Annotated in this window: 14 protein-coding genes; 3 read left to right on the forward strand and 11 right to left on the reverse strand. The window is 66.8% G+C overall.

All coding sequences use genetic code 11. The features are described 5' to 3' along the window. Positions 1 to 130 precede the first annotated feature (130 nt). From pheT to OHB26_RS36560, 3 genes are all read right to left on the reverse strand, one after another. Positions 131 to 2653, reverse strand: a complete 2523-nt coding sequence (gene pheT / locus OHB26_RS36550) for a phenylalanine--tRNA ligase subunit beta (RefSeq protein ID WP_330181802.1) — start codon at positions 2651 to 2653, stop codon at positions 131 to 133. A gap of 36 nt (positions 2654 to 2689) precedes the next feature. Next, entirely contained in the window at positions 2690 to 3751 is a 1062-nt protein-coding gene (gene pheS / locus OHB26_RS36555) for a phenylalanine--tRNA ligase subunit alpha (RefSeq protein ID WP_330181803.1), read from the reverse strand. A gap of 154 nt (positions 3752 to 3905) precedes the next feature. Beyond that, positions 3906 to 4550: a nitroreductase family protein gene (locus tag OHB26_RS36560; protein ID WP_330181804.1), complete on the reverse strand. Its 645-nt coding sequence runs from the start codon at positions 4548 to 4550 to the stop codon at positions 3906 to 3908. Positions 4551 to 4619: 69 nt separating this feature from the next. On the opposite strand from OHB26_RS36560, the gene OHB26_RS36565 reads away from it, so the two are divergent. Next, complete coding sequence (locus OHB26_RS36565) at positions 4620 to 5000, forward strand: winged helix-turn-helix transcriptional regulator (protein WP_330181805.1); 381 nt, start codon at positions 4620 to 4622, stop codon at positions 4998 to 5000. On the opposite strand, the gene OHB26_RS36570 is transcribed toward OHB26_RS36565, so the two are convergent. From OHB26_RS36570 to OHB26_RS36580, 3 genes are all read right to left on the reverse strand, one after another. Next, positions 4960 to 5529 (reverse strand): hypothetical protein, encoded by a 570-nt coding sequence (locus OHB26_RS36570; protein ID WP_330181806.1) that lies wholly within the window; start codon positions 5527 to 5529, stop codon positions 4960 to 4962. The genes OHB26_RS36565 and OHB26_RS36570 overlap by 41 nt on opposite strands. A 105-nt stretch (positions 5530 to 5634) precedes the next feature. Continuing rightward, the gene (locus OHB26_RS36575; protein ID WP_330181807.1) at positions 5635 to 6159 is read right to left on the reverse strand and encodes a DoxX family protein; all 525 of its coding nucleotides are present in this window, start codon (positions 6157 to 6159) and stop codon (positions 5635 to 5637) included. 32 nt (positions 6160 to 6191) lie between these two features. Then, on the reverse strand, positions 6192 to 7643 hold the full coding sequence (locus tag OHB26_RS36580; protein ID WP_330181808.1) for an MFS transporter: 1452 nt from the start codon (positions 7641 to 7643) through the stop codon (positions 6192 to 6194). Positions 7644 to 7745: 102 nt separating this feature from the next. Here OHB26_RS36580 and OHB26_RS36585 point away from each other — a divergent pair, with 102 nt between their 5' ends. After that, entirely contained in the window at positions 7746 to 8312 is a 567-nt protein-coding gene (locus OHB26_RS36585; protein WP_330181809.1) for a TetR/AcrR family transcriptional regulator, read from the forward strand. A 5-nt stretch (positions 8313 to 8317) separates the two neighbouring features. On the opposite strand, the gene OHB26_RS36590 is transcribed toward OHB26_RS36585, so the two are convergent. From OHB26_RS36590 to infC, 5 genes are all read right to left on the reverse strand, one after another. Further along, on the reverse strand, positions 8318 to 9823 hold the full coding sequence (locus tag OHB26_RS36590; RefSeq protein WP_330181810.1) for an APC family permease: 1506 nt from the start codon (positions 9821 to 9823) through the stop codon (positions 8318 to 8320). Between the two features lie 161 nt (positions 9824 to 9984). Next, on the reverse strand, positions 9985 to 10785 hold the full coding sequence (locus OHB26_RS36595; RefSeq protein WP_330181811.1) for a TrmH family RNA methyltransferase: 801 nt from the start codon (positions 10783 to 10785) through the stop codon (positions 9985 to 9987). A 41-nt stretch (positions 10786 to 10826) separates the two neighbouring features. Further along, entirely contained in the window at positions 10827 to 11207 is a 381-nt protein-coding gene (gene rplT / locus OHB26_RS36600; RefSeq protein ID WP_067570932.1) for a 50S ribosomal protein L20, read from the reverse strand. A 91-nt stretch (positions 11208 to 11298) separates the two neighbouring features. Then, positions 11299 to 11493: a 50S ribosomal protein L35 gene (gene rpmI, locus OHB26_RS36605; RefSeq protein ID WP_330181812.1), complete on the reverse strand. Its 195-nt coding sequence runs from the start codon at positions 11491 to 11493 to the stop codon at positions 11299 to 11301. A gap of 64 nt (positions 11494 to 11557) precedes the next feature. Further along, positions 11558 to 12265 carry a translation initiation factor IF-3 gene (gene infC, locus OHB26_RS36610; RefSeq protein WP_330185894.1) on the reverse strand — a complete coding sequence of 236 codons (708 nt, stop codon included), beginning with the start codon at positions 12263 to 12265 and terminating at the stop codon, positions 11558 to 11560. A 341-nt stretch (positions 12266 to 12606) separates the two neighbouring features. On the opposite strand from infC, the gene OHB26_RS36615 reads away from it, so the two are divergent. After that, positions 12607 to 12978, forward strand: a complete 372-nt coding sequence (locus tag OHB26_RS36615; RefSeq protein WP_330181813.1) for a DUF1844 domain-containing protein — start codon at positions 12607 to 12609, stop codon at positions 12976 to 12978. The last annotated feature ends 417 nt before the right edge of the window (positions 12979 to 13395 follow it).

The following is a 13395-nucleotide window of genomic DNA, read 5'->3' on the forward strand; positions in this document are numbered from 1 at the left end:
CATTCGGGTGGGGCGCTGTTACAGCAGCGCTCCATCCTCTCAGCCATCACCAAGGTGATTCACTCATGCTACGTGAGACTCTCCTAGCGTGCTAGCAAACTAGCTAGCTGACATGCATGCTAGCTAGCTATCAGCCGCGCAGAACCGCTCCCACCGCGTCCGCCGCCGCAGCCACCGCCGAGTCGCGGGCCGCGCTGGCCTCATCCTCGGTGAGGGTGCGGTCGGTGGCACGGAAACGCAGGGCATAGGTGAGGGATTTGCGGCCCTCACCGGCCTGTGCGCCCTCGTAGACGTCGAAGAGTGAGATCTTTTCCAGGAGTTCGCCCGCGCCGGTGCGCAATGCGGATTCCACCGAAGCCGCCGGAACGGCCTTGTCCACGCTCACCGAGACGTCCTGGAGCACCGCCGGGAAGGCGGAAACCACGGGGGCGGGACGGTTTTCGTGCAGGGGCAGGGCGTCCAGGTTGATGACCACGGCGCAGGTGCGCGGGGGCAGACCCGAGCGCTCGAGGACCGCGGGGTGCAGTTCACCGGCGTGACCGACGACGGTGCCGTCCACCAGCAGTTCGGCGCAGCGGCCCGGATGCCACGGCAGGTACGCCGTCGCACGCCGCTCGATGACCAGACCGGTGGTCTCGGCGACCACGTCGACCAGGGCGAAGGCGTCGGCGGCCTCGACCGGGCGACCCTGGCCGTGCGGTCCGCGCGGTTCACGCTTACCGGTCAGCACGGCGGCCACATGCACCGGCTGCTCGGGCAGCGAGCGCAGCAGGACGTTGATCTCGTCCTCGGTGGGGCGGCGATCCACCGGCAGCGGGCCGACCGGGCCGGTCTGCTCGGTGCGGCGCACCACCTGGGCGATGCCGTAGATGGCGAGATCGCGTTCACCGCGAGAGATATTGCGCGCGGCCACTTCCAGCAGACCGGGCAGCAGGGTGGAGGCCAGCTCCGGGCGGTCGGCGTCGAGCGGGTTCAGCACGCGCATGGTGTTGCGGCGCGGATCGTCGGCGTCCAGACCCCAGACGTCGAAGACGTCGCGGGCCATGAAGACCGGCGTCGGCACCTCGACACAACCTTCGAATGCGAGGGCCTTGCTGATCGCACGACGGCGCTTCTGCTCGGCGGTCAGACCGCGACCGGCCGGAGCGGTGGGCAGCACGGACGGAATCTTGTCCAGACCCTCCAGGCGCAGCACCTCCTCGACCAGATCGGCGGGCTGGGTCAGGTCGGGCCGCCAGGTCGGCGGGGTGACGATCAGCTGACCGTGTCCGGCCTCGCTGACGCCGACCTCGACGGTGCAGCCGACCTGCTGCAAACGACGGGTGGAAGCACCCGGCGCGTAATGGACTCCCGCGATGCGATCGGCCTGATCGATATTCATGGCGATCGGCGCGACGGCCGGAACCGGGACGCGCACATCGGTGAGCACGGATTCGACCGTGCCACCGGCGATTTCGGCCAGCAGTGTGGCGGCGCGATCCAGTGCGGCCAGGTTCACCTCGGGATCGACGATGCGCTCGAAGCGACGGCTGGCCTCGGAGCCCAGCTTGTGCCGGCGCGCGGTGCGGGCCACGGCGATCGGGTTCCAGGTGGCGGCCTCGAGAATGATGTCGGTGGATTCCTCGCCGACCTCGGTGCTCGCACCGCCCATGATGCCCGCGAGGGAGATGACGCCGGAATCATCGGCGATCACCACGTCTTCCGCGTCGAGGGTGCGCTCGACCTCGTCGAGGGTGCGCAGCGTCTCGCCCTTGTTGGCGCGGCGCACCACCAGCCCGCCCGACACCTTGGCGGCGTCGAAGGCGTGCAGCGGCTGACCCAGTTCGAGCATCACGTAGTTGGTGACGTCCACGGCCGGGGAGATCGGGCGCACACCCGAGAGCAACAGTCGGCGCTGCAACCACCACGGGCTCATGGCCTTCGGATCGACCCCGGTGACCCGGCGGACCGCGAAACGGGTGCACAGGGATTCGGGTTCCAGGCGCACCGGCCACGCCTCGACGTCGGCGTCGGGCAGCAGTCGCACGGCCGGATCCTGATATTCCAGGTCGAAGCCGCAGGCGAGTTCACGCGCCAGCCCGCGCGCCGAGAAGGCGTAGCCGCGGTCCGGGGTGATGGCCAGCTCGATGACCGTATCGTCAAGTCCGAGCAGCTCATTGGCGTCCGCGCCGGGTTCGGCGGTGCCGGGCTCCAGCACCAGGATCCCATTGTGGTCCTTGCCGATCGCCAGTTCGGCGACCGAGCAGATCATGCCATTGGAGGTGTGCCCGTAGGTCTTTCGCGAGGCGATCTTGAAACCGCCGGGCAGTTCACCACCGGGCAGCACCACGACCACGAGATCACCGACGGCGAAATTCCGTGCGCCGCAGACGATCTCCTGCAGCTGTGTTTGATCGCCCCCGGACCCGCCCAGCCCGATCTCGACCTTGCAGAAGCGGATCGGCTTCTTGAACTCGGTCAGCTCGGTGATCTCGGCGACGCGGCCGACCACCAGCGGATGCTCGATATCACCGGTCACCCGCTGGAGCCGATCGACCTCTTCGACCTCCAGGCCGACCCGGACGAACCCCGCGTCGAGCTCCTCCGGCGTCACCGACCACCCGGGGGTGGTGCGCTGCAGGATTTCCGTCAGCCAGGACTGCGCTACTCGCACTTGACGTTTCGCTTCCTTGTTTAAGGGGTGGTCGGGTCAGGCTTGGATGCCGAAGGGCAGCGTGAAACGCACGTCACCCTCGACGATGTCGCGCATATCGGGCAGGCCGTTGCGGAACTGCAGAGTCCGCTCCAGGCCCATACCGAAGGCGAAACCGCTGTACACCTCGGGGTCGATACCGCTGGCGATGAGCACCTTCGGATTGACCATGCCGCAGCCGCCCCACTCGACCCAGCCCGGCCCGCCCTTCTTGTCCTCGAACCAGACATCGACCTCGGCCGAGGGCTCGGTGAAGGGGAAGAAGCTGGGCCGCATCCGCGTGGTGGTGTTCGGTCCGAACAGCGCCCGCGCGAAATGGTCCAGGGTGCCCTTCAGGTGCGCCATGGTCAGGCCCTTATCGATGGCCAGACCCTCCACCTGCGAGAACACCGGGGTGTGCGTGGCGTCGAGCTCATCGGTGCGGAACGTGCGACCCGGGCACACCACATAGATGGGCAGCTCACGAGAGAGCATGGAGCGCACCTGAACCGGTGAGGTGTGCGTGCGCAGCACCTGCCGCGAACCCTCCGGCGCGATATGGAAGGTGTCCTGCATGGTGCGCGCCGGATGATCGGGCAGGAAGTTCAGGGCGTCGAAATTGAAGTGCTCGGTCTCGACCTCGGGACCCTCGGCGATCTCCCAGCCCATGGCCACGAAAACATCGCCGACGCGCTCGGACAGCGCGTTGATGGGGTGGCGCGCGCCGACCGCGGCCCGGCGCGCGGGCAGGGTGACATCGATGGCCTCGGCCACCAGCACCGCGGCATCGCGCTCGGCGAGCAGGACGGCATTGCGCGCCTCGAAGGCGGCGGTGACGCGCTGGCGCGCCACATTCACGCGCTTACCCGCCTCGGACTTCTCCTCCTTGGGCAGCGAGCCCAGGGAGCGCTGGGCGAGAGCGATCGGCGACTTACCGCCCATGTACTCGGTTTTCGCGCTCGCCAGGGCGTCCAGATCGGCGGCAGCGGCGAACGCCTTCTCAGCGGCTTCGGCGGCGGCTGCGAGGGATTCCTCGGTCAGTGCCGCGGACTGCTCGGCACGGTCGATATCGTCGGCCACGATGCTTCGTCTCTCCCCTGGCTGGTACGGGTCGGGCGGATTGCCTCCCCCATTCTTGCTGGTCGAATCGTAAGCCTTGTACTCAGCCCGGTTCACGTGCTTTTCCCGCAGGCAGCGCGCACCGCGTCGGCGTGGTGCGCGCCACCTTCGCCGCTCACGCGGCGGGGTAGGTCTCGCGGAATACCGTGCGCGCTACGCTCCGGCGACCGGGGTGAATCCGCTCCTCGGCGGCATAGCCGATGGACATGAGCAGGGCGATGGACAGGTCCGGTCGATCCTCGATACCGATGACCTTCTTCACCTTGTCCTCATCCCAGCCGTTCATGGGCGAAGTCGCCAAACCGAGTTCGGTGGCGGCCAGCATGGTGAAGCTCGCGGCGATCATGGCGTCCTTCACCGCGTACTCCCGCAGCAGCCCGCGGCCGGCCAGGCTCCGCTGGAATTCCCGCGAGGCGGCGGCGAAACCGATGATGAACTCCTCGCTCCACGCGTGATTGCGACGAGCCTGCTCGTACACATCGGCCCGATCCTCCTGCCACGCTTGGGTTTCCGCGACGAAGACCAGCATGACCGGAGCCTCCTGCGGCTGCGGCTGCCCGCCCGTGGCCCATGCCAGCCCGTCCCGGCCCGCCTGATCGGTGATCACCACAATGCTGCGGTCCTGCAGATTCCAGCTGGTCGGAGCCTCCATGGCGAGTGCGAGAAGGGTGTCGAGATCGGCGGCGGCGACCGGATCGGGGCGGTAGTGCCGAACGGTACGGCGAGTGCGGATGGCTTCGGCGACTGAGATCGTGTTCATGCCACTAACTATCGGAGAGTGACTCTCTACAGTGAAGTAGGCACTAATTAGTGCGCTACTCTCCTTCAGGTGATACCGCTCGTCGAATCCTCCGGCCTCCCCGCCGACGTCTACTCCGCCAAATGTCCCACCCGCCAGGTGCTCGACCACATCGCGGGCAAATGGACGGTCCTGATCATCGACGCCCTGCGCCAGGACGGCACCATGCGCTATACCGATCTGTCCCGCCGCATCGGCGGCGTCTCCCAGAAAATGCTCACCCAAACCCTGCGCAGCCTGGAGGCCGACGGATTCCTGACCCGCACGGTGCATCCCACCATTCCGCCCCGGGTCGAGTACGAACTCACCGAACTGGGTCACAGCCTCGCCGAACCCATTGCGGCCCTGCGTAACTGGACCGAACAGCACATCAACGAGGTCGAGCGCGCCCGCGCGCGGCAAGATCGGTGAGGTTGGCGGCGATGCGCTCCACGCGTTGACGGCCCAGGCCGTAGTCGACGGCGGTGAAGCGCAGTCGAGGGCGACCCTCGACCAGCACTTCGGCGGCGTCCGCTCCATCGGATTCGATTGCGATGGCGATGTTCTCGCCGAAGCTCTGCCAGGTGATACCGGTTTGCGCGGTGATCCTGCCGAGCACCGCGTCCTCGGCGGTGATACGCGCCGGGAGGGCGCGGAGCACCTGCTGCGCGAGGGCATATGCCTGCGGCGCGGGGCGTTCCACGCGAATCCGCGCGCTCTGCGGCAATCGCAGATCGGTCGCGTCGGTGTAGACGGCTGCGCGCGCCGCACGCAATTGCCCGGTGCCACCGAAGCCCGCGCTGAGTGCGCCGAAGATCGCGCCGGTGACCACGCCGCCGAGTATCGCGGCGGTACCGCCCGCGAAGGTGATCGAATCGTAGAGTCCGATCACGACACCGAACGGGATGCCGGTCAGCAGAAAGATTCTCAGGTACAGCCGCACCGCGGCACCGTTTTTCATGCGCGCTCCAATCGCCTTCACCCTGGTTACGGTGTGGCCCGGGCACGAGTTCACCCCCGCCGATAACGGATCGGCGGGGGTGCAGAGGGGCTCGCGGAGGCACGGCTACAGCTGTGGCGACGGGCTTCCGACGCGCGGACGGATCAGGGTGCGGCGGACGGCGACACTGCCGAAGGCCGCGAAGAGGGCTACGCCGATGTAGACCAGTTGTTCGGGTACGCGGAACCAGAGCGGGGTGGGCGCGGCGCCGTCGAACTCGATATTGTTCAGCGCCGCATAGATATTGGCGGGCAGCATGACCACGAACAGCAGGGCCAGGGCGGTGCCCGCCCACATGCGAGTCGCGGTGATGATCAGACCGAGCGCGCCCAGCCACTCCAGTGCGCCGGTCAGGTAGATGGTGAAGTCCGGGAAGGGAATCCAGGACGGGAGCATATGCAGCGAATCGGAGTGGGTGGGCATGAAAGTCACGCTCTCCGGCGCGAAATGCGAAGCGCCGGTGAGCAGGAGCATGAAGGCCAGGCCGTGCGCGGCCGCCACTCGCCAGGTGGCGAAGCGAGTGGCGCCGAGCGCGCCGAGCAGTCGGAACAGCAGGGTCGGGACGAGGAGCAGGAGCAGAGTCTCGAACATGATGGTCTCCGAGAGTTCGGTCGGTTGATCGATCAGTGCGCGAATTCGACCGCGCGGCCGGCGGTTACGGTCGCGATGGTCTTGCGGGCGGGGATCAGGATGGCGATGAGCGCGCCGACCGCGACGATGACCGCGCCGACCGCGACCGCGGGGGCCAGGCCGTCGACATAGGTCTGCGGGGTGCCGTAACCGCCGTGCGAGGCGAAGACCGAGGCCAGGACCGCCACGCCCATGGCGACGCCGACCTCACGGACGGTGCTGCTGGTACCCGAGGCCATGCCCTGATCCTGCGCCGAGGCGCTGGCCATGACCACGGTCGAGGCGGGGGCGAAGGTCAGGCCCATGCCGACGCCGCCGAGGATGAACGGCAGCACGAACGAACCGTATGAGGTGCCGACATCGGCGATCAGGGCCATCCAGCCCAGCGCCGAGGCCAGGAAGATCTGGCCGGTGACCACCAGGACCCGGGGGCCGACCTTGTCGACGATGAGCCCGGCGAGCGGGGCGACCACCATCGGGGCCATGGTCCACGGCATCGTGCGAATACCCGACTCCAGCGGCGTATAGCCCTGCACCACCTGGAAGTACTGCGACAGCAGGAAGATCGAGCCGAAGACGCCGAGCGAGAAGGCGAAGTTCACGGCATTGATGGCGCTGAAGCCACGGGAACGGAACAGCCGCAGCGGCAGCATGGGTTCGGCGACCCGCAGCTCCCAGACGATGAACGCGGCGAGAAGCGCAGCGCCACCGAGCATTCCGGTCAGCACGGGGGCCGAGGTCCAGCCGTCGTCCGCACCGTGAATGACGCCCCACACCACCGCGAGTACGCCACCGGCGGAGAGCAGCAGGCCGACTACATCCAAACGCCGTGCACCACCGAAGGATTCACCGAGCACGCGGGCCACGAACGGGAGCGCCAGTATGCCGACGGGGACATTGAGCCAGAAGATCCACTGCCAGCTCAGCCCGTCCACCACCGCGCCGCCGACCACCGGGCCGAGCGCCACACCGAGACCCGTTATGCCGCCCCAGATTCCGATGGCGGCACTGCGCATCTTCTCCGGCACATGCGCCGAGAGCAGGGTGAGCGAGAGCGGCATGACCGCGGCCCCGCCGAAGCCCTGAATCGCCCGGAACAGGATCAGCATCCACGGCTCGGTGGCCATGGCGCAGGCCGCGGAGGCGGCGGTGAAGACCGCGATCCCGATCAGGAACAGCCGCCGCCGCCCCAGCCGGTCACCCAGCGCCGAGGCGGTGAGCAGCAGGGAGGCGAAGGACAGCGTGTAGGCGTTGATGAACCACTGCAGATCGCTGAGCGAGGCATTGAGCTCGGTGCGAATGACCGGCAGGGCGTTGGTCACGACGAGATTGTCGAGCGTGACCATGAACATGGGGATGCCGACGGCCACCAGCACGGCCCACAGCGGGGGCGTGCGCGGGCCGGAAACCGGCTGTGATGCGGGGTTATCGAGTATTTCAGTCATGTCCGGTCCCTAGTTGTTATCGACTGATAACTCGAGAGTATGCATTGACTGATAACATGTCAATGAGACATCGGAAAACCGCTACCGAGGAGGCAGACAGCCATGACGAGGACACGCATGACCGCGAGCGAACGCGGCGAGCAGGTACTCGCCGCCGCCGTCACCGCCTTCGCCGAATCCGGTTATGCCGCAACCAAAACCGATGAGATCGCGCGCCGCGCCGGGGTCTCGCAGCCGTATGTGATCCGGCTCTTCGGCACCAAACAACAGCTGTTCCTGGCCGCGCTGCGCCTGGTCTGCGATCGCATCGAGGAGCTCTTCCGGACCGCCGCCGAACAGATTCCACCTGGCGCGAGCGTCGAGGAGGCCCTGGAGTACCTCGGCGAGGCATACAAGGTGCTGCTCACCGAACGCGATCTACCGCGGGTCCTGCTGCACGGCTTCGCGGCCAGCGGCGATCCCGCGATCGGCCCGATCATGCGCGCCCGCTTCGGCGAGATCTACCAGCTGGTGCGCGATCTGACCGGCGCGTCGGCGAGCGAGGCCGGGACCTTCGTCGCCACCGGCATGCTGCTCACCGATATGGCCGCCATGCAGGTGGTCGGCCCGGATGCCGTCGAAACCCCTTGGGCCACAGAGATTCTCACCTGTTTCGACGCCGAACTCTGAGCTGCTCAGCCGTGCGCCTGCGCCGCTGGCGCGTCGGCCTCGATGATTCGCTCGGTCGGCTCGGGCAACTGCCGCGCCAGCACCTCACCGCGGAAGAACGGCGGCATCATGCGTGCCAGCACCAGATAGATCGGAATTCCGACCAGCAGTGTGCCAACGCCCAGCACGAAGATGGCGCTGAACCAGGAGGTCACCGCCGTCCAGGCCGCCGCGAACAGGAGTGCGAAGCCGCCCAGCGCGGGCATGATGCCCTTCATGATCAGCGTCCTGGAGCTGGCGGCGAATTGATCGCGGTACAGCCAGGCGCAGCTCAGCCCGGTGAGCCCGTAGTAGAGACCGATAGAGATGCCGATCGCCGTCACCGCCTCGGCGATGAGCCGTCCGCCCGAGGCGAAGTTGAGCCCCACATACAGCACCACCGATACCGCGCCGAAGACGATGGTCGAGAAGACCGGGGTACGGAAGCGCGGATGAATCCGCCCGAACGCCTCGGGTAGCGCGTGATGCAGCGCCATCGAATAGGTGGCGCGCGCGGTGGGCAGAATCGTGGTCTGGGTGGAGGCCGCCGCCGAGGTGAGCACCATCAGGAACAGCAGATGCACCAGCACGGTACCCACCGGTCCGGCGCCGAAGACGGCATTGCCCAGCGCACCCAGCACATCGTCGACATGATCGGGATTGGCCAGCCCCAGCCCCTCGGTACCGGCGCCGACGAACGCCTGACCGGCCACCGTCACCAGTAGATAGAGCGCGACGAGGGTGATGGTCGAGAGCACCGCGGCGCGCCCCGGCGTATGCCGCGGATCGACGGTCTCCTGATTCACCGCGACCGCCGAATCCCAGCCCCAGTAGATGAAGACCATGAGCAGCATGGCGGTGACGAAGTCCGAGAACGACCCGATCTCGAACGGGTTGAACCACGACCACTCCGGTAAGTGCGCACCCTCCGGCGCGTTCCCGATGACCACGCGGGTCAGCGCCACGATGGAGAAGACCACCAGCATGCCGAATTCGACCGTCAGCAACCAGGATTGCAGCCGCGCCGACACATCGATCCCGTACACCGCGATCAAGGTCATCACGACCAGATAGACAACGCCCAGCAACAGCACCCACACATTGGTGGCATCGGATCCGATCCCGTGCGCGCCGAACAGATGGAAGGTGTACTGCGAACTGATCTGCGCCAGACTCGCCATCACCAGCAGATCCGACACCACGATCGCCCAGCCCGACATCCATCCGGTGAACGGTCCGAACGCGCGCGTCGCCCACACGAAGGTGGTGCCCGGATCCGGTTCCACCGCATTGAGATCCCGATATCCGATGGCGACGAGCAGCATCGGCACGAATGCCAGCAGCACGATGATCGGCGATTGCAGACCGACGGCCGCGACCACCAGACCGAGGGTGGCGGTAATGCTGTACGCGGGCCCGGCCGAGGCCACCCCGATCACCACACTGGATGCCAGGGAGAGCGCACCGGAGCGCAGGGTGCTGGGCGAAGTCACCGGGTAAGAGTAAGGGCAACCTCCCAGCACACCGAATCGCGGCAGGCCCTCCGGTCGCAACCGCACCATCGGCTCCCGGTAGCTGGCACACCCCGTACACAAACGGCACACCCGCTATGGCGGGCGTGCCGTTATGACACAGGGTGTGACAGCGCTGAAGGTCAGCGCGCGGCGTGTTGGACGCGGGCGCTCGCGTAGAGGCAGATCGATGCCGCCGCAGCCAGATTCAGGCTTTCGGCGCGGCCGTGGATGGGAATCCGCAGCCGGTGGGTGGCACGGTCCGCGACGGCGCGGTCCAGGCCGTGTGCCTCGTTGCCGAAGAGCCAGGCTACGGGGCCGCGCAGGATGTCATCGGCCTCGTCGAGGTCGACTTCGCCCTTGGCGGTGGTGGCCAGGATGGTGATGCCCGCCGACTCCAGCGCGGTCAGCACCTGATCGGCATCACGCTCACGCGCGATAGGCAGATGGAAAACGCTTCCGGCGCTTGCGCGTACGCATTTGCCGTTGTGCGGGTCCACCGAATCACCGGCCAGCACCACACCATTCGCGCCCACCGCGTCGGCGACCCGAATCAGGGTGCCCGCGTTGCCGGGGTCGGACATGCCGACCGGGACGGCGAGCAGGCTCGGCGTGGTGGCCAGGATATCGGTCAGCGGCACATCGACCTGACGGCAGACCGCGACCAGTCCGGGCGGAGTCACGGTCTCCCCCAACGCCTCCGCGGCACGTTCACTCACCAGCGTGGTGCGCACGCCCATAGCGGCGGCACCGGCAACCAACTCATGCTCGCGGTTGGCGGCTTTGAGTGAGAAGAACAGCTCCTCGACCCGGCCGGTCTCCAGGGCCGACTCCACGGAGTTCGCGCCCTCGGCCAGGAACAGTCCGCTCTTGCGCCGCACCGGCGCGCGATGCAGCTTGACAGCGGAAACGACCCGCGGATTGCGCTCGGAGAGCGCTTCCACGGGTCGTTCCGAATTGTGCTGTGTTGTCACGCAGCCGGAGCTCAGGCAGCCGGGGCGTTGACGTCGGCCGGCAGCGCGGCCTTGGCGACGGCCACGAGGCCGGCGAAGGCATCGGCGTCGGAGACGGCCAGCTCGGCCAGGATCTTGCGGTCAACCTCGACGCCCGCGAGCTTGAGGCCCTGGACGAAGCGGTTGTAGGTGATGTCGTTCAGACGCGCGGCGGCGTTGATACGAGCGATCCACAGCTTGCGGAAGTCACCCTTGCGCGCCTTGCGGTCCCGGTACGCGTAGGTCAGCGAGTGGAGCTGCTGCTCCTTGGCCTTGCGGTACAGGCGCGAGCGCTGGCCACGGTAGCCCTTGGAGGCCTCGAGTACGGAACGGCGCTTCTTCTGAGCGTTTACGGCCCTTTTGACGCGTGCCACTTGTCAGTCCTTGATCGATTCGGCGGGCGCGGCGGTTGCGCCCGGAGTGGGTCGGGGTCGGCGTTCGAGAACGCGAGTTGCTGTGTGCGGCTTAGAGGCCGAGCAGCTTCTTGATGCGGGGAACGTCAACCGTGGCGACGGCCTCCGTGCCTTCCAGACGGCGAGTCCGGCGCGAGGACTTGTGCTCGAGCAGGTGGCGGCGGTTGGCCTGCTCACGACGGAGCTTGCCCGAGCCGGTCACCTTGAATCGCTTCGAGGCACCGCTGTGCTTCTTCATCTTCGGCATGGATTCCTCTAATCTGTCTCGTCCCGGGGGCGCGCGTGAGCGCGCCGCCGGAGCCTGATCGTTATTACTGCTGCGGGGTGGCCGCCGGTGCTTCAGCCGGAGCTGCCGCAACGTCGGTGGCCGGCGCTTCGGCCGGAGCCGCTGCCGCGGGCGCACTGCTGCGCTGCGGCGTCGAGCTCGCTTCGTTCTGCGCCTTCACCCGCGTCTTCGCGCCCTTGTGGGGTGCGAGGACCATGGTCATGTTCCGGCCGTCCTGCTTGGCCGAAGTTTCGACGAAACCGAGATCGGCGACGTCGGAGGCCAGCCGCTGCAGCAGCCGGAAACCGAGTTCCGGCCGGGACTGCTCACGACCACGGAACATGATCGTGACCTTGACCTTCGAGCCTGCTTCGAGGAAGCGAACTACGTTGCGCTTCTTGGTCTCGTAGTCGTGGTCGTCGATCTTCGGGCGGAGCTTCTGCTCCTTGATCACGGTCTGGACCTGGTTCTTCCGAGATTCACGCGCCTTCTGCGCGGTCTCGTACTTGAACTTGCCGTAGTCCATGATCTTGCATACCGGCGGACGCGCGTCCGGTGCGACCTCGACCAGGTCGAGGTCGGCCTCCATGGCGACGCGTAGTGCATCTTCAACACGCACGATCCCGACCTGCTCACCACCCGGTCCGATGAGGCGGACCTCGGGTACGCGGATGCGATCGTTGATGCGAGTCTCAGTGCTGATGGGGCCTCCTAGGTCAAGCGGTTCGTCAACGACCGCAAGCAATAACTGCAACCCCAATTTCAACACGAAAGCCCCGGGTTGGTATTTCTCCAACACGGGGCCCGAGTCGACCGATCTACGACGCAAACAACTCGCATCGCACCTGTACAGGGCAAACCCGTACAGATACCCATCCGGTAAAGGATGAGCGACCGGAACCGTTCGCCTGGTTCTGAGACCGGCTGACGGTGGGAGTCGGGCTCCACTTGATGCCCTGGCTGAATACATGAAGATTGACAACATGCATCAGACCGGGACGGTCGTCGCGGAAGAGTCTAACAGCCCCGCGCCGCAGAACCGAATCGGCCGCCCCCTCGACCAGCGGCAACCCGGTCGGTGCCAAGATCTAAGGCATGAGCGAGGCGTCAGTACACGAACAGGAGTCGGCTCTCATCGACGGTGAGGTCGTGCGCGAGCTGGCCGAGATCCCGGCGGTCGAGGTTATCAGCCGCGCGGCCGTCATGCTGATGAGTTCGGCCGCGGAGAAGCTGGGCCTGGGCGAGGACGATCCGTCCGCCAGCCCGCATCTGGATCTGGACGAGGCCCGCCGGGTGATCACCGCGCTCGCGGGTCTGGTCACCGCATCGGTGGAATACCTCGGACCGCACGCCGGACCGATCCGCGACGGACTGCAGTCCCTGCAGCGCGCGTTCCGCGAAGCGTCGGCACATCCCGACGCTCCGGGCGCGGGGCCGGGCGAGAAGTACACCGGCCCGGTGTACTGACCCGCCACTCCCCCATACCGATTCGGCCCGCCCCGACCAGTCACGGTCGGGGCGGGCCGAATTCGTCCGTTCAGCCCCGGCTCGCGCGGATCGATCGCACGATGAGGTCGACGCAGGGCCTGGGTCCGATTTGCCGTGATCTGCTGTGAATTCACTGTGAGCGTTGCTCAACGGTTGCCAATCATCGTTTACCGCAGACAACTTGGAAACCGGGTGGACGCCGCAGCTAACCCATGGTTAGCGAATCGGTTGCTGATTTGTTGTTTCCGCACGAAACTTTTTCGTGTAAACGATGTTTGGCGTTTTCGCGATGGAAAGTCGTAGCGTCACAAGCGCTGTGCTGGTTGGATGCCGGAGTAGCGCCGACCACGCGCTGTGCAAATGAAGGCTGCATACTACGACGCGGGCAGCGCGAGC

Source organism: Nocardia sp. NBC_01503, assembly GCF_036327755.1.
Lineage (GTDB): Bacteria > Actinomycetota > Actinomycetes > Mycobacteriales > Mycobacteriaceae > Nocardia.